This is a genomic window from Enterobacter cloacae complex sp. 370H10 (assembly GCF_050031535.1).
GTDB lineage: Bacteria > Pseudomonadota > Gammaproteobacteria > Enterobacterales > Enterobacteriaceae > Enterobacter > Enterobacter intestinihominis.
In genome coordinates this window covers 1,032,136-1,048,898 of the sequence record NZ_JBLGWG010000001.1, presented here as the reverse complement: position 1 = coordinate 1,048,898, position 16,763 = coordinate 1,032,136, and the positions used below count along the sequence as shown (strand labels likewise).

General features: G+C 54.8%; 15 protein-coding genes. 11 read left to right on the top strand and 4 right to left on the bottom strand.

All coding sequences use genetic code 11. From position 1 onward, the window contains the following. Window positions 1-14 precede the first annotated feature (14 nt). Genes cyoB through cyoE form a run of 4 tightly spaced genes read left to right on the top strand, consistent with a single transcriptional unit; the run spans window position 15 to window position 3,835 of the window. Complete coding sequence (cyoB, locus tag ACQG2Q_RS04935) at window positions 15-2,006, top strand: cytochrome o ubiquinol oxidase subunit I (RefSeq protein WP_006809887.1); 1,992 nt, start codon at window positions 15-17, stop codon at window positions 2,004-2,006. Next, a complete protein-coding gene (locus ACQG2Q_RS04930) occupies window positions 1,996-2,610 on the top strand; it encodes a cytochrome o ubiquinol oxidase subunit III (RefSeq protein WP_022647243.1) in 615 nt (204 codons plus the stop codon). The genes cyoB and ACQG2Q_RS04930 overlap by 11 nt, the downstream gene beginning before the upstream one ends. Beyond that, window positions 2,610-2,936 (top strand): cytochrome o ubiquinol oxidase subunit IV, encoded by a 327-nt coding sequence (locus tag ACQG2Q_RS04925; protein WP_006809888.1) that lies wholly within the window; start codon window positions 2,610-2,612, stop codon window positions 2,934-2,936. The genes ACQG2Q_RS04930 and ACQG2Q_RS04925 overlap by 1 nt, the downstream gene beginning before the upstream one ends. Window positions 2,937-2,947: 11 nt before the next feature. Continuing rightward, on the top strand, window positions 2,948-3,835 hold the full coding sequence (gene cyoE, locus ACQG2Q_RS04920) for a heme o synthase (RefSeq protein WP_022647242.1): 888 nt from the start codon (window positions 2,948-2,950) through the stop codon (window positions 3,833-3,835). A 40-nt stretch (window positions 3,836-3,875) separates the two neighbouring features. Here the strand turns inward: cyoE and fucU are convergent, their stop codons facing one another. Genes fucU through fucI form a run of 3 tightly spaced genes read right to left on the bottom strand, consistent with a single transcriptional unit; the run spans window position 3,876 to window position 7,528 of the window. Next, the gene (gene fucU, locus ACQG2Q_RS04915) at window positions 3,876-4,304 is read right to left on the bottom strand and encodes an L-fucose mutarotase (RefSeq protein ID WP_063849485.1); all 429 of its coding nucleotides are present in this window, start codon (window positions 4,302-4,304) and stop codon (window positions 3,876-3,878) included. Then, window positions 4,297-5,700: an L-fuculokinase gene (fucK, locus tag ACQG2Q_RS04910; protein ID WP_023305580.1), complete on the bottom strand. Its 1,404-nt coding sequence runs from the start codon at window positions 5,698-5,700 to the stop codon at window positions 4,297-4,299. The genes fucU and fucK overlap by 8 nt, the downstream gene beginning before the upstream one ends. 49 nt (window positions 5,701-5,749) lie before the next feature. Further along, window positions 5,750-7,528 (bottom strand): L-fucose isomerase, encoded by a 1,779-nt coding sequence (gene fucI / locus ACQG2Q_RS04905; protein WP_022647239.1) that lies wholly within the window; start codon window positions 7,526-7,528, stop codon window positions 5,750-5,752. Between the two features lie 407 nt (window positions 7,529-7,935). On the opposite strand from fucI, the gene ACQG2Q_RS04900 reads away from it, so the two are divergent. From ACQG2Q_RS04900 to ACQG2Q_RS04870, 7 genes are all read left to right on the top strand, one after another. Next, window positions 7,936-9,435 carry a sugar ABC transporter ATP-binding protein gene (locus ACQG2Q_RS04900; RefSeq protein WP_022647238.1) on the top strand — a complete coding sequence of 500 codons (1,500 nt, stop codon included), beginning with the start codon at window positions 7,936-7,938 and terminating at the stop codon, window positions 9,433-9,435. A gap of 2 nt (window positions 9,436-9,437) precedes the next feature. Next, the gene (locus tag ACQG2Q_RS04895) at window positions 9,438-10,421 is read left to right on the top strand and encodes an ABC transporter permease (protein WP_022647237.1); all 984 of its coding nucleotides are present in this window, start codon (window positions 9,438-9,440) and stop codon (window positions 10,419-10,421) included. 46 nt (window positions 10,422-10,467) lie between these two features. Next, window positions 10,468-11,418 (top strand): ABC transporter substrate-binding protein, encoded by a 951-nt coding sequence (locus tag ACQG2Q_RS04890; protein ID WP_426759073.1) that lies wholly within the window; start codon window positions 10,468-10,470, stop codon window positions 11,416-11,418. Window positions 11,419-11,429: 11 nt separating this feature from the next. After that, window positions 11,430-13,019 carry an FGGY-family carbohydrate kinase gene (locus tag ACQG2Q_RS04885; RefSeq protein ID WP_426759277.1) on the top strand — a complete coding sequence of 530 codons (1,590 nt, stop codon included), beginning with the start codon at window positions 11,430-11,432 and terminating at the stop codon, window positions 13,017-13,019. A 60-nt stretch (window positions 13,020-13,079) separates the two neighbouring features. Continuing rightward, a complete protein-coding gene (locus ACQG2Q_RS04880; RefSeq protein WP_023299444.1) occupies window positions 13,080-14,075 on the top strand; it encodes a LacI family DNA-binding transcriptional regulator in 996 nt (331 codons plus the stop codon). A gap of 28 nt (window positions 14,076-14,103) precedes the next feature. Then, window positions 14,104-14,751: an L-fuculose-phosphate aldolase gene (fucA, locus tag ACQG2Q_RS04875; protein WP_017383181.1), complete on the top strand. Its 648-nt coding sequence runs from the start codon at window positions 14,104-14,106 to the stop codon at window positions 14,749-14,751. Between the two features lie 114 nt (window positions 14,752-14,865). Then, the gene (locus tag ACQG2Q_RS04870; RefSeq protein ID WP_063849483.1) at window positions 14,866-16,227 is read left to right on the top strand and encodes an MFS transporter; all 1,362 of its coding nucleotides are present in this window, start codon (window positions 14,866-14,868) and stop codon (window positions 16,225-16,227) included. A gap of 32 nt (window positions 16,228-16,259) precedes the next feature. On the opposite strand, the gene ACQG2Q_RS04865 is transcribed toward ACQG2Q_RS04870, so the two are convergent. After that, window positions 16,260-16,751 (bottom strand): YajQ family cyclic di-GMP-binding protein, encoded by a 492-nt coding sequence (locus tag ACQG2Q_RS04865; protein WP_022647233.1) that lies wholly within the window; start codon window positions 16,749-16,751, stop codon window positions 16,260-16,262. Window positions 16,752-16,763: the final 12 nt, after the last annotated feature.

Sequence of the window (16,763 nt, the reverse complement as noted above, 5' to 3'; positions counted from 1 at the left end):
GGCCGAGGAAGAAAATGTTCGGAAAATTGACATTGGATGCGGTGCCGTACCATGAACCCATTATCATGGTTACGATTGCTGCAATTATCATTGGTGGCGCGGCCTTAGTTGGCCTGATCACTTACTTCGGTAAGTGGAGCTACCTGTGGAACGAGTGGCTGACTTCGGTTGACCACAAAAAACTCGGCATCATGTACTGCATCGTCGGTATCGTCATGTTAATTCGTGGCTTTGCGGATGCAATCATGATGCGTAGCCAGCAGGCGCTTGCGTCTGCGGGCGAAGCCGGATTCCTGCCACCGCACCACTACGATCAGATCTTTACCGCTCACGGCGTTATCATGATCTTCTTCGTGGCGATGCCGCTGGTAATCGGTCTGATGAACGTTGTCGTTCCGCTGCAAATCGGCGCGCGCGACGTTGCGTTCCCGTTCCTGAACAACCTGAGCTTCTGGTTCACCGTTGTCGGCGTTATCCTGGTTAACCTGTCACTGGGTGTGGGCGAATTTGCTCAGACCGGCTGGCTGGCCTACCCGCCACTTTCGGGAATTGAGTACAGTCCGGGCGTGGGCGTTGACTACTGGATTTGGGCGCTTCAGCTCTCCGGTGTCGGTACCACCCTGACCGGTATTAACTTCTTCGTGACCATCCTGAAGATGCGTGCACCAGGTATGACGATGTTCAAGATGCCAGTATTTACCTGGGCATCTCTGTGCGCCAACGTCCTGATTATCGCGTCGTTCCCAATTCTGACCGTCACCATCGCGCTGCTGACCCTGGATCGCTATCTGGGTACCCATTTCTTCACGAATGATATGGGTGGCAACATGATGATGTACATCAACCTGATTTGGGCCTGGGGTCACCCGGAAGTGTACATCCTGGTTCTGCCGGTGTTCGGTGTTTTCTCCGAAATCGCGGCAACCTTCTCGCGTAAACGTCTGTTTGGTTACACCTCTCTGGTGTGGGCAACCGTGTGTATTACCGTCCTGTCGTTCATCGTCTGGCTGCACCACTTCTTCACCATGGGTGCGGGCGCCAACGTAAACGCCTTCTTTGGTATTACCACTATGATTATCGCGATCCCGACCGGGGTTAAGATCTTCAACTGGCTGTTCACCATGTACCAGGGCCGTATCCAGTTCCACTCAGCGATGCTGTGGACCATCGGCTTCATCGTGACCTTCTCCGTAGGTGGGATGACCGGCGTGCTGCTGGCGGTTCCAGGCGCTGACTTTGTCCTGCACAACAGTCTGTTCCTGATTGCGCACTTCCATAACGTTATCATCGGCGGCGTCGTCTTCGGCTGCTTCGCAGGTGTGACCTACTGGTGGCCAAAAGCGTTCGGTTTCACCCTGAACGAAAAATGGGGCAAACGCGCCTTCTGGTTCTGGATCATCGGCTTCTTCGTGGCGTTTATGCCGCTGTACGTGCTGGGCTTCATGGGGATGACCCGTCGTCTGAGCCAGCAGATCGATCCGCAGTTCCATCCGATGCTGATGATTGCAGCGGGCGGCGCCGCGCTGATTGCCTGCGGTATCCTGTGCCAGCTGATTCAGTACTACGTGTCTATCCGTGACCGTAACCTGAACCGCGACCTGACCGGTGACCCGTGGGGTGGCCGTACGCTGGAGTGGTCTACCTCTTCTCCACCTCCGTTCTATAACTTTGCCGTAGTGCCGCACATTCATGAGCGTGACGCATTCTGGGAAATGAAAGAAAAAGGTGAAGCGTACAAGCAACCTGAACATTACGAAGAGATCCATATGCCGAAAAACAGCGGTGCGGGCATCGTGATTGCCGCCTTCGCAACGGTATTTGGTTTCGCAATGATCTGGCACATCTGGTGGATGGCGATTGTTGGCTTCGCTGGCATCGTAATCAGCTGGATTGTGAAGAGCTTTGACGAGGACGTGGACTACTACGTACCAGTCCGTGAAGTTGAAAAGCTGGAAAACCAGCATTTTGACGAGATTTCTAAAGCGGGGCTGAAAAATGGCAACTGATACTCTGGCGCACTCGACTGCCCACGCGCATGAACATGCGCACCATGATACAGGACCGACGAAAGTCTTCGGTTTCTGGATCTACCTGATGAGCGACTGCATCCTGTTCTGCTGTCTGTTCGCAACCTATGCCGTTCTGGTGAACGGCACAGCGGGCGGCCCGACCGGTAAGGACATCTTTGAACTGCCGTTCGTTCTGGTTGAAACCGCACTGCTGTTATTCAGCTCCATCACCTACGGCATGGCGGCTATCGCCATGTACAAAAACAACAAAAGCCAGGTTGTTTCCTGGCTGGCGTTGACCTGGTTATTTGGTGCTGGCTTTATCGGGATGGAAATCTATGAATTCCATCACCTGATTGCGGAAGGCTTTGGTCCGGATCGCAGTGGCTTCCTGTCAGCGTTCTTCGCGCTGGTCGGCACCCACGGTCTGCACGTGACCTCGGGTCTGATCTGGATGGCAGTGCTGATGTTCCAGATCTCCCGTCGCGGCCTGACCAGTACTAACCGTACCCGTATCATGTGCCTGAGCCTGTTCTGGCACTTCCTGGACGTGGTATGGATCTGTGTGTTCTCTGTTGTCTATCTGATGGGGGCGATGTAATGAGTCATTCTAACGATCATGGCGCTTCCCACGGCAGCGTAAAAACCTACATGACAGGTTTCATCCTGTCGATCATCCTGACGGTGATCCCGTTCTGGATGGTGATGAACGGTTCTGCATCTAAGCCGGTTATCCTGGGCGCAATCCTGGTGACCGCGGTGATTCAGATTCTGGTGCATCTGGTTTGCTTCCTGCACATGAACACCAAGTCCGATGAAGGCTGGAACATGACGGCCTTTATCTTTACCGTGATTATCATCGCTATCCTGGTAGTCGGTTCCATCTGGATTATGTGGAACCTTAACTACAACATGATGGTTCACTAAGAGCGGCGAGTATGTTTAAGCAATACCTGCAAGTCACGAAACCAGGCATCATCTTTGGCAACCTGATCTCCGTAATCGGAGGGTTCCTGCTGGCCTCTAAAGGCAGCATTGATTACACCCTCTTTATCTACACGCTGGTCGGTGTGTCACTGGTGGTTGCGTCCGGTTGTGTATTTAACAACTACATCGACATGGATATCGACAAGAAGATGGAAAGGACCAAAAATCGGGTGCTGGTTAAAGGCCTGATTGCTCCTTCCGTCTCGCTGGTGTACGCCACCTTGCTGGGTATTGCTGGCTTTATGCTGCTGTGGTTTGGTGCTAACCCGCTGGCCTGCTGGCTGGGGGTGATGGGGTTCGTGGTGTATGTAGGCGTCTACAGCCTGTATATGAAACGCCACTCCGTCTACGGCACGCTGATTGGTTCTCTCTCCGGCGCTGCGCCGCCGGTGATTGGCTACTGCGCCGTCACGAACGAGTTCGACAGCGGTGCGCTGATCCTGCTGGCTATCTTTAGCCTGTGGCAGATGCCGCACTCCTACGCCATCGCGATTTTCCGCTTTAAGGATTATCAGGCAGCGAACATTCCGGTTCTGCCGGTCGTGAAAGGCATCTCAGTTGCCAAAAACCACATCACGCTGTACATCATCGCTTTTGCCGTGGCAACGCTGATGCTCTCTCTGGGCGGTTACGCCGGATATAAATATCTGGTGGTGGCCGCTGCGGTGAGCGTCTGGTGGCTCGGCATGGCTCTGCGCGGTTACAAAGTGGAAGATGACAAGGTCTGGGCACGCAAGCTGTTTGTGTTCTCGATTGTCGCCATCACCTCCCTGTCCGTGATGATGTCCGTAGACTTCATGGTGCCAGATTCACAAAGCCTGCTGACGTACGTCTGGTAAGAAGACTGAAGTAAAAACGCCGGGTTTAACCCGGCGTTTTTTATTGGTACGCCGTAACCCCTTTCTTTAACAGTATATTGCCGTATTTCGCTGTCTCGCCTGTCACCACAATGGCGTACGCTTTCTGTGCCCGCGCATAAAACGCATAACGGTCAATACGCATAATCCCCTCCCCTTCCGCCTCACCAAAGAGTGCGTTGCGATAGCGTGCTTCTACCTGTATATCGAGCGTATCCCCGTCGACAGGGGCCATCATCACCAGCGGTGGCGCATAGCTGTCGAGTTCAAACAGCGGTATCACCGCGGCCAGCAAATCGCTGATGAGCAGGCCATCTGCGCGGATCGTCTTTGGCCCCAGGCTGTGCGCGGGAAAGTGAGCGTCTGCAAAAATAATCTCGTCACCATGGCCCATCTCTGCCAGCGTTTTCAGCAGCTCGGGTGAAATCAGTGGGGATATCGTTTTAAGCACGGCTTTGCTCCTCAGGATAGAAATAACGGTAACGATAGTGGACCCGATCGCGAGCAGCCTCAGCGCTGGCCGTTTCACCGACGCCCCACCATCCGTACAAAGACGCCCCCAGCACGGTCGTATCTGCATCTTCAAGAACCTTCACCGGGATCCCAAGCGCATTGGACTTGAGCTGATTCCACAGCATATTGCGGCTACCTCCCCCCACCAGCAGGAGTTCACGCGCCTTAAATTGCGCGATCGCCTCCAGCGCCTGGAGTTTTTCTTGCAGATGCACCGTGAGTCCTTCCAGGGCTGCGCGGTAAAAATGGGCTGGCGTGGTGGTGAGCGTAACGCCCTGCCAGCCGGCGAGCGGAGAATCGAGCAACTGGGTATTCATCGTGACGCCATCCGCCCCGTACGGAATTGCCGCCGCCTGAGCCAGAATAGTGTCCCAGTTGACATCAGGCGACCAGAACAGCGCGCGGATCCACTCCAGTACGCCAGACGCCAGATATTGCATTCCCGGATTATAGAGCCCCGTCCGGCTATCCAGTTCGCAGGTCGCGCCCGGGTATTGCCCCAGTAAAGCGGTATCAACCTGCGAGGTGCGCGCCATTAAAATCTCCCAGGTTCCCGAAGAGAGAACCGGCTCATTAATTCCCGCACCGGCGCCAAAAAGGGCAAACTGCGTATCGTGCCCGGCGGAGATCACCGGCACACCGCAAGGCAATCCGAGTCTGGATGCAGCGTCGGGCTGCAGTTCACCCATCATCTCTCCGGGGGAAACCAGCGGCGGGAAAAGGGAATGAGGCACGCCGATCTTGCTTAAGATCGTTTCGCTGAAGCACCGCTGATGCAGATCGAACATCTGACTGGTACCGGCCATCGTGAGATCGGTCGTCATTTTTCCGGTCAGGCGATGGTTGATTAGCGAGGAGATAAAAAGCCAGGCGTGAGCACGCTGTAACAGATCGGGATGGTTGTCCTGAAGCCAGCCTAGCTTATACAACGTGTTGAAACTAAACTGCCCAACGCCGGTGATCTGCTGTAGTTCAGCCGGGGAGCATAAACGGGCAACCGCTTCCATCACCGGCACGGTTCGTGGACATTTCCAGCTGATGATCGGGTAAAGCAGTTCTCCGCGCTCATCTACCAGCGCGCCATCCACGCCAAAGGTCGTCACACTCATTCCGCACAGTTGATGCTTGCTCAGCACTGCGCTGATTTTCTGACAACAGACGGCAAAACGTTGCATGATGGCGTCGAGCGACCACTGGTGCCAGGCCGGATTTTCAGCGGCACTTTCGCTTTCGTTCGCCACCGAGGCTCGCGCCACAATATTCCCTTCAGGATCCAGCGCAATGGCGCGCACGTTCGTCGCGCCACAATCGAGAACCAGAAAACATTTTTTCATTGCGGTCCCCACAGGCTGCCAGTCCGCCGGAGCAGGCTGGCAAACCGGCTTATTGTTTGTATAACGGTCCGTAATTTTCACAGGCGCGGTAATCCTGCCCTTCCGGATCCATACCGTGAGCGCCCCAGGCCGTCGGCCGATAAATCAGCGCCTCCGGTACGTTATGCATGCACACGGGAATGCGCAGCATGGACGCCAGGGTGATGAAATCAGCACCGACGTGCCCGACGGTTAGCACCCCGTGGTTAGCCCCCCAGTTCGCCATCACTGAATAGACGTCGCTGAACGGGCCTTTACCGGTCAGACGTGGGGCAAACCAGGTGGTGGGCCAGGTTGAATCGGTGCGCTTATTCAGAATGTCATGTACTTGTTCCGGCAGCTCAACACTCCAGCCTTCCGCTATCTGTAATACCGGGCCCACCCCCTTGATGAGGTTTACGCGGGTCATGGTAAATGGCACGCCACCTCGGGTGAGGAAGTTTGATGAGAAACCGCCCCCGCGAAAGTATTCATGCACCGCCGGACACCAGTGGGTTGCGGCCAGGCACGCGTTGGCTTCCTGCTCAGTAATGTCCCAGTGTGGTTTCAGGGTCGGTTTCCCCTCGGCATCTTTCTGCTCCGCTGTACCGTCCAGTGCCGCCGAGCCGGAGTTGATCAGATGAATAATGCCCTGCTCAGCCCGTCCAGTGAGTTTCTGGCCGGTAACACGCTCAACCGACTCTGGCGACCAGTAGGTGCGCACGTCGGCAAAGATTTGCGCTGTACCGGTCATCAGATGTCCAAACAGCATTGCTACCCCGTTCAGGCTGTCATTTTCCGTCGCCACCACCAACGGCTGGCGAATACCGTTCCAGTCAAAGGAGCTGTTCAGCAGCGCCTCTGCGGTATCGCCATTTGGATACTGATCCGTCCAGTGGCGCTGTCCCTGGAACCCGGACGCGATGGCGTTATAGCCCAGAGATTCCTCCACGCGGCCCATCGCAGCGAGTTTTGGGTTACCCTGCATCATGTCGCGGATGCACATCGCCATCAGCAGACTCTCCCGCAGGATCGCGGCATTCTCCTGTTCATTGCGACGATACTGCTCCGCGTTTTTATCCTCGCCGAAACGGAAATGTGCTTGCGCCCAGTCCAGGGCCAGCTCAAGTTCTTGCTCGTCGTAAATCTTATGATCGATGCGGCGACGCAGTTCGGTCATATCCACCGCCTGCACCTTCATCCCCAGCCAGGATTCAAAGAAGTTGTGATCGACAATCGAGCCCGCAATCCCCATCGAGACGCCGCCCACCGACAAATAACTTTTCCCCTTCATGCTGGCGACCGCCAGGCCCGCCCGGGCGAAGCGCAACAATTTTTCTTCGACGTCTGCCGGGATGGTCTCGTCGCCCGCATCCTGTACATCGTGGCCATATATGGAAAACGCCGGGATCCCTTTCTGGTTATGCGCCGCCAGTGCCGCCGCGAGATATACTGCCCCCGGACGCTCGGTGCCGTTAAAGCCCCAGATCGCTTTCGGACGCAGCGGATCCATATCAATGGTTTCACTCCCGTAACACCAGCAGGGGGTGACGGTGATCGTCAGACCAACGTGGCACGTGCTGAACTTCTCTTCGCAAGCAGCGGCCTCCGCCATTCCGGCAATGCAGCTATCGGCAATCACGCACTCAACGGGCGTACCGCAGGGGTGGCGTAATTTTTCACTGAGTAGCGCCGCCGTGGCTTTCGCCATGTTCATGGTCTGCTCTTCCAGAGACTCGCGTACGCCCATTCGGCGGCCATCAATAACAGGTCGAATGCCAATACGGGGTAACGCTTTTATCGTTTTCATAGCCCTTCCTCACGTTGGTTAACCTATCCGTCTCAGGGGCATAGCCGTGAAAAAGGGCCCAGGCAGCGCCGTGAACGGAAAGTGGTGAAATTTGCTAACTCGAATTAGCTTAGGGTTCACACTAAAAATGAGACAAGATAAATGTGCAGGATCTGTGAGCAGTTTCACGATGAGAGGTCAAAATTCGATCAGTGTCAGGTATTACGATTCAGCAAAAACTAAACATATCGTTTAAATTCAATCAAATAACAAAATACCTTTGCACGACGTCACAATTTGAATACAAATGATTTGGCTAAATTATAACCCTAAAATAGCTTTTAAGGACGAAAGCTAAGTCGAGTTAGCTTATTAACTAAATCACTGTGGCTTGTGATTCATTGCCTTTCCAACACAGGAATTTTGCAATGTCAGAGACTCTTATTCAGATGACGCGCATTACCAAACGCTTTCCCGGCGTGCTGGCGCTGAATCAGGTTGATTTCGATTTACGCTGCGGCGAAGTTCATGCCCTCTTAGGTGAAAACGGTGCCGGCAAATCGACGCTGATGAAAATATTATCCGGTGTTTACCAACCTGATGCCGGTGAAATTCGCTTTGAAGGGCAATCCGTATCATTCAGCGATCCGCTAAGTGCTCAGCACGCAGGTATTACGATTATCCATCAGGAATTTAATCTCTTCCCCGATTTAACCGTGGAAGAGAATATCTTTATTGGCCGTGAATTCTGCAAAAATAGTCGCTGGCAGTTAGATAAACGCGCCCAGCGACAGGCGGTTGAGAAAATACTGCACACGCTGAATTTAAAAATCGCCCCGGACGCCCGCGTCAGTGAATTAACCGTAGCCCAGCAGCAGATGGTGGAAATTGCCAAAGCGATTTCGGTCAATGCCAAAGTGCTAATCATGGATGAACCCACCGCCGCGCTGACCGAAAGTGAAATCGAGAGTTTATTTGACGTCACGCGGATGCTCAAGGCTCAGGGCACGGGGATTGTCTACATCTCGCACCGTCTGGAAGAGCTGGCGCTGATCGCCGATCGCGCGACCGTCATGCGCGACGGACAATACATCGCCACCGTAGATTATGAAACGGTTCAGATCGGCGAGCTTATCGCCATGATGGTTGGCCGCAATCTCGATAACATCTACCCAAAACGCCCGCCGCATCAGCGCAGAGAAAAAGTGCTGGAGGTGAACGGCCTGACGCGTAATGGTGTACTGCATGACATCAACTTTACCCTCTGGCGCGGTGAGATCCTCGGTCTCGCTGGCTTAATGGGCGCAGGCCGAACTGAACTGGGCCGGGCCCTGTTTGGCGCCGATGCGATCGACGCTGGCACCCTGACGCTGAACGGCACCCCCACACGTATTAAAGACGTGGCTGACGCCATTGAGAAAGGCATCAGCTATTTAACAGAAGACCGCAAAAAAGAGGGACTCGCCCTCGGCCTTTCTGTTGAGATGAACATTATGCTCGGCAATTACCCGGACTACGCTGGCGCCGCGGGTAATGTCGATGAAAAACGCTGCCGGGAGTCCAGCCAGAAACTGGTGGATACGCTGCGAATAAAAACGCCACATCTGGAACAGGCGGCACTGAATTTAAGCGGCGGTAATCAACAGAAGATCATTATTGCCCGCTGGGTCTGCAAAGACACCGATATTTTAATTTTTGATGAGCCAACCCGGGGAATTGACGTTGGCGCCAAGCTGGAAATCTACGAATTAATGAATCGCCTTGTCGCTAAAGGTAAATCGATCATCATGATTTCATCCGAACTGCCGGAAGTATTAGGAATGTGCGACCGCATACTCGTGATGCGCAGCGGCCGCATTGCCGGCGAAATAGCGGCTGAGCACGCCACCCAGGAAAAAATCATGCAATACGCCACGCTGGAGGATTAATCATGTCCGTTACCGTTCCATCGCCGCAAAGCGGAAGTCATACGATGAAAATAAATAAAGCGCTCCTGATGCGTCTGGCGCCTCTTTTTAGCCTGGTATTGCTGGTTCTGTTTTTCAGCTTCAGCTCACCGTTCTTCTTTAATACTGAAAATATCATGACTATCGCCCTGCAAACGGCGGTGATTGGCATCATGGCCATTGGCGTGACCTTTGTGATTATTACCGCCGGGATCGACCTGTCACTCGGATCGGTGGTGGCGTTCTCAGGGGTTGCGGTGGGCATCGCCGCCGGGTTTGGTATGCCGTTGCCGGTCTGTATTCTGGCAGGCGTGCTCGCAGGCGGACTTTGCGGCTATGTGAACGCGTTTCTGGTCACCAAAATGACCATACCACCGTTTATTGCCACCCTCGGCTTAATGATGTCGGTACGCGGCATCAATATGGTGATGACCGATGGCCGCGCGATTTATTTTTCTGACTACCCGCAGTTCAAGCTGCTAGCACAGGGTCGCCTGTTCGACGTTCTGCCTTATCCGGTGTTCTACCTGGTCATCGTGGCACTGATCGCCATGTGGATCCTGAAGAAAACGGTGATGGGCCGCTATATCTACGCTGTCGGCAGCAATGAAACGGCGGCACACCTTTCCGGGATCAAAGTCCAGCGAGTGAAAATTTTCGTTTACGCCTTCTGCGGCCTGTTAACCGGCGTGGCCGGGGTGATCCTCGCCTCTCGTCTCAACTCAGGCCAGCCAACCGTGGGCGTGGGTTATGAGCTGGAAGCCATTGCGGCGGTAGTGATCGGCGGTACCAGTCTGATGGGCGGCGTGGGCACGATTGGCGGCACCATCATAGGCGCGTTCATTATGAGCGTGCTGAAAAACGGCCTCAATCTCATGGGCGTGTCCCAGTTCTGGCAGATGGTGGCGATGGGCGTGGTCGTCGTTGCCGCCGTCTACCTGGACACGTTACGTAAAAGAATGCGTTAGGTTCTCGATACAACAAGCCCTGCAAACCCTACAACGGAGCAAAATAATGAAAACCAGCCATATCCTGAGCGCCCTGTCGCTCGTTGCCATCCTGTCCAGCAGCGCGCTGGCAAAAGATTTAAACCTGCCGGTGGTCAGTAAAGGTTACCAGCACGAATTCTGGCAGACGGTCAAAATGGGAACGGAAGCTGCCGCAAAAGAGTTGGGTGACAAAACCAGCTACGTTGGCCCTGCCGATGAAACGCAAATCGCCGAACAGATCCAGTTAGTCGAAAACACCATGGCACAAAAACCAAACGGCCTGTTGCTGGCCGCACTTGATGCAAACGCCCTTGCCCCGCTGGTCGAAACCGCCAACAGCCGGGGGATCAAAGTGGTGACCTTCGACTCGGGCGTGAACTCGGATATCCCGGCCAGCTTTGTCGCCACCAATAACCGTAAGGCGGGCGCACAGGCTGCGGATGCGCTGGCAGAGCAGGTAGGCCAGAAGAGGAAAGTGGGTATTATCGCTCACGTAGCCGGGACGACGTCCGCCATTGAGCGCTCTGAAGGGTTCAGCGAGCGGATGAAAGAGAAGTACCCGAATATTCAGGTACTTCCGGTGCAATACAGCGATGGCGACCCGCAAAAAGCGATGGATAAAACCATTGATATGGTTCAGGCCAACCCGGATATCGCCGGTATTTATGCCACCAACGAAGGCTCAACCCTGGGCGTTGCGAACGCTATCGACAGCCAGAATCTGAAGGGCAAAGTAAAAGTCATCGGTTTTGACAGCACCGAAGCCATCATTAACTTCCTTAAAAACGGTGTGATTCAGGGCTTCGTGGTGCAGGACGCCTATCAGATTGGTTATCAGGGCATAAAAGCGCTGAACGCGGTGATTTCCGGACAGACGGTGGCCAAAGAAATTGATATTCCAGTGAAATATGTCAATGCGCAGAATATCAACACGCCTGAAATTGATAAACTGCTGCATCCGTTTGGTAAAAAATAAGGAAGTTCATGATGAGTGACGGCTATTTCCTCGGGGTAGATGTAGGTTCAGCCAGCGTTCGTGCAGGGCTTTACTCTGCGCAAGGCGAGCGTTTGAGCTTCGCGACCCGTCCGATTTCGCAGTTTCACGCCAGCAACGCGCGCGTGGAACAATCCTCTGTGGAAATCTGGCAGCAGGTTTGTGCGGTGGTGCGGGAAGCCGTCGACTCCTCTGGGATTTCACCTGACGCCATTCGTTCGATTGGCTTCGACGCCACGTGCTCGCTGGTCGCGCTGGATGCTGACGGTAACGGCCTGAGCGTCTCCCCGGACAGTCCGGCATCGCAGGACATCATTATGTGGATGGATCATCGTGCTCACGAAGAAACCGTTCACATCAATGCCACACGCGATCCGGCCCTGTGCTACGTGGGCGGCGAGGTCAGCATCGAGATGGAGTTGCCAAAACTGCTGTGGTTGCAGCGGCATCATCCTGAAACCTGGAATCAGGCCTGGCGCTTTTACGACCTTGCCGATTTTCTGGTCTGGAAAGCGACGGGCCAGGACGTCGCCAGCCTGTGCACCCTCACCTGCAAATGGAACTACCTTGCGCATGAGGCGCAGTTCAGCGAATCGCTGCTCAGAGCGGTGGGGCTGGAAAACTTACTGACAAAAATTCCCGGCACTATTCTGGACGTCGCTGAATGCGTCGGGAAACTTAGCCCGCAGGCAGCGCAAGCTCTGGGTTTGTCCGAAGAAGTGGTTGTGGCAAGCGGCATGATCGATGCCCACGCGGGTGGCGTGGCGCTGACGGGCTCACACCCGGAAGGTACGCTGGCGCTCATCAGCGGAACCTCGAACTGCCATATGCTTGCCAGTCAGACGGAGATCAATACGCCCGGCGTCTGGGGACCTTACTGGAGCGCCATGCTGCCGGGCTACTGGCTGACGGAAGGCGGGCAAAGTGCTGCCGGGGCGCTGGTCGACTGGACGTTGCGCGAGCACGGAGCCAGCGCAGACCTGTTTGCAAAAGCAGAAGCGGCGCAACGCCATCCGGTGGCGCTGCTCAACGACTGGGTAGCCGCGCTTGAACAGGAAGAAAAATATCCCACCCGCAACCTGCACATTCTGGCCGATCACCACGGCAACCGCTCGCCGCGTTCGCGTCCGGATGCGCGGGGCAGCGTGGTCGGTCTGACATTAGAAACCGGTGAGCGCGCGCTGGCGAGGCTCTACCTGGCCACGCTACAGGCCATAGCCTATGGCACACGACACATTATGGATACTCTGAAACATCATGGGCACACCTTGTCGCGCATTGTCATTTGTGGTGGAGCTACTCATAACCGGCTCTGGCTGCGGGAGTATGCCGATGCCACAGGCTGCGATATTCACCTTTTAGCCGAAGAAGATGCGGTCACTCTCGGCGCGGCCATTTGCGGCGCTGTGGCGAGCGGTGCATGGGCAACGCTTACCGACGCCACCCGGGAAATGGTCAAAGCCGGCGATATCATCACCTGTCGGCCGGAAACCGCGGCCTTCCACCGGCAAAAATATGAGGCGTACCTGATGCTGTGGACCCAGCAACAGGCGCTTAATCTCCTGATGCAGCAGGAAATGTAATGGCAGGATGCGTATGCTTTATCAGCAGTTTTTACGTACGTTAAGGATTGAGGCGTAGCGATGGCCAAAACAGTTGAACAGATAGCGAAGGATCTGAATTTATCCGTCACCACCGTGCGGCTGGTACTGAGCGGGAAAGCCGAACAGTATCGGATCAGTGTGAAAACACAGTCCCGAATTAATGAACACGTCGAGCGCTTCGGCTATACCCTCAACCATTCGGCGCGCAGTCTGAAGTTAAACAAAACCGAGACGCTGGGGCTCATCGTGCCCAACATCTCAAACGTGTTCTTTGCAACGCTCGCCGAGAAACTCGAACTGCGCTGCCGCCGTTCGGGTTACCAGCTGATGATCAGCTGTACTTACAACGATGTGGATTACGAAAACAAGCTGGTAAAAGCTCTGATGGCGCGCAACGTGGACGGCTTATTTATCGTTCCCTCGACGCTGGAAAATCAGCAGCATCATTTGCGGCAGATCCAAAAGCCACTGGTGCTCCTTGACCGGGATTTTGGCTTTACTGACAACGCGCTGGTAGAGAGTCATAACGAGGCTGGGGGGGATGAACTGGCCCGCAATATGCTGGAAGAGTGCAAAACGCCGCTCTGGTTCCTTGTGGGCGATACCGCACTGCCCAGCATTACGGACCGTCTGAACGGCTATTTGCAGGCCCTGAAAACAGCCGGTATTCACCATCGCGAGTGGGTCATCGAAGGGCCGGACAATACGCCGGAGGGGGGATATGCCCTGATGGATTCGCTTATCGACAGCCAGGGTGTTCCGCAGGCGTTTATCGCCTCATCGTTACCCGTCCTGGAAGGGGCAATCGAAGCCCTGCGGACGCGTACCGGTACCGTGCCTCAACACATCAATATTGGTACCTTCGATGAGCACCCCATGCTGGGGTTCCTGCCTAACAGCGTCTGGTCCATGCAGCAGGATGAAGATACCTGGGCGGAAAAAGCGTTTGAACTGATGCAGCGAGCCATCGACGGCGAAGCGGTCAACGAGACGGCGAAAGTCGATATGAAGCTGGTCAAACGTTCCCGCCAGTAAAAATAAAACTGTACCCGGAGAATAAAAAATGGAACGAGCCCGATTAGCCAGAGACATTATCGACACCTGCCTTGAGATGACCCGCATGGGATTAAATCAGGGCACCGCCGGGAATATCAGCGTTCGCTATCGCGACGGTATGCTGATTACGCCGACCGGAATTCCCTACGAGCATCTGACCGAAGAGAGTATCGTCTATGTCGATGCACAGGGGCGACACGAAGAGGATAAACTGCCCTCCAGCGAATGGCGTTTTCATCAGGTTGTGTATCAGACCCGCCCGGATGCTAACGCCGTCGTCCATAACCATGCGGTTAACTGTACCGCCGTCTCGATACTCAACCGCCCCATTCCTGCTATTCACTATATGATTGCCGCCGCCGGGGGAAACTCCATTCCCTGCGCGCCTTACGCGACCTTCGGGACGCGCGCGCTGTCAGAGCATGTCGCGGTCGCGTTACGCGATCGCAAAGCGACGCTATTACAGCACCACGGTCTGATCACCTGCGAAGAAAATCTTGAGAAGGCACTGTGGCTGGCGCAGGAGGTAGAGGTGCTGGCAAAACTCTACCTGGCCACGCTGGCGATCGTGGATCCCGTTCCGGTACTCAGTGACGATGAAATTGCCATTGTTCTTGAGAAATTTAAAAGCTACGGGTTGCGCGTCGAGGCGTAATTTTTTATCCGGGGGTGCTTTTATCACACCCTCGTAATATCTCTTAAACAAACACCTATTTACCGCACTTATCACCCCGCCTAAACTATGGCCTGCTTTTTGGTAGAGGTGGTAATGAACGATTATAAAATGACGCCAGGCGAACTGCGTGCGACCTGGGGTTTAGGGACTGTTTTCTCGCTGCGGATGCTTGGCATGTTTATGGTCCTGCCCGTTCTGACCACATATGGCATGGCGTTACAGGGTGCCAGCGAAGCGCTGATTGGTCTGGCGATCGGTATCTACGGCCTGGCGCAGGCGATATTCCAGATCCCCTTTGGCCTGCTCTCCGACCGCGTGGGTCGCAAACCGCTGATTGTCGGCGGGCTGCTGGTGTTTGTACTTGGCAGCATCATCGCCGCCCTCTCCCACTCCATCTGGGGAATTATTCTTGGCCGCGCCCTGCAAGGTTCCGGGGCGATTGCCGCCGCCGTGATGGCGCTGCTGTCAGACTTAACCCGCGAGCAAAACCGCACCAAAGCCATGGCGTTTATTGGCGTCAGCTTCGGCGTCACGTTTGCCATTGCCATGGTGCTGGGGCCGATTATTACCCATTCACTCGGCCTGCACGCCCTGTTCTGGATGATAGCCGTGCTGGCAACCATCGGGATCGCACTCACGCTGTGGGTTGTGCCGGACAGTAAAAACCATGTCCTGAACCGTGAATCCGGGATGGTCAAAGGCTGCTTCAGCAAAGTCATCGCCGAGCCGCGCCTGCTTAAGCTGAACTTCGGCATTATGTGCCTGCACATTCTGCTGATGTCCACCTTTGTCGCCCTGCCCGGTCAACTTGCCGCAGCAGGTTTCCCGGCGGCAGAGCACTGGAAAATTTATCTGGTCACAATGCTGGTCTCGTTTGTCTCCGTTGTGCCCTTCATTATTTACGCCGAAGTGAAGCGCAAAATGAAACGCGTCTTCGTGGGCTGCGTGGCGTTACTGTTGATTGCCGAGATTGTGCTGTGGGGCGCCGGCCCACATTTCTGGGAGCTGATCGCAGGCGTACAGCTGTTCTTCCTGGCGTTTAATCTGATGGAAGCCCTGCTGCCGTCGCTTATCAGCAAAGAGTCTCCGGCAGGATACAAAGGCACCGCGATGGGCATTTACTCCACCAGCCAGTTTCTCGGCGTGGCGATCGGCGGGTCCCTCGGCGGCTGGGTGGACGGCCTTTTTGATTCTCAGACCGTGTTCCTCGCCGGTGCGCTACTGGCGATGCTCTGGCTGTTTGTTGCCAGCACCATGAAAGAGCCGCGCTATGTGAGTAGCCTGCGGGTAGAAATTCCCGATGACGTGGCAATCGGTGACGCGTTACAACAGCGTCTGGAAGCGACAGAGGGCGTGAGCGAAGTGCTGATTGTCCCGGAAGAGCGCAGTGCGTATGTCAAAATTGACAGCAAAGTGACTAACCGCTTTGAGGTAGAGCAGGCGCTGAAGGCCTGAAAAAATGCCCGGTTTAGCCGGGCATAATTGTCTTAATCGCGGAAGTTTTTAAACTGGAATGGCTGACCGAGATCGCCGCCACGCACCAGCGCCATCACGGATTGCAGGTCATCACGGGATTTTCCGGTCACGCGGATCTCTTCCCCCTGGATCTGCGCCTGCACTTTCAGCTTACTGTCTTTGATAAGCTTAACGATTTTTTTCTGTACCGCGCTTTCAATCCCCTGCTTCAGCTTCGCTTCTACAAACCAGGTTTTGCCGCTGTGAACAAAATCTTCCGGTACATCAAGTGAGGTCCCTTCAATGCCGCGCTTGAGCAGCTTGGCGCGCAGGATATCCAGCAGTTGGTTGACCTGGAAATCAGACTCACTCAGGACTTTGATTGTCTTGTTCGCGTCGTTCAGTTCAATGGTCGCCTCAACGCCACGAAAATCGAAACGTGACTCCACTTCACGAATAGCATTATCTACGCCGTTACGCGCTTCCTGCAGATCAACTTCAGAAACAATATCGAAAGATGGCATCTTTTCTTCTCC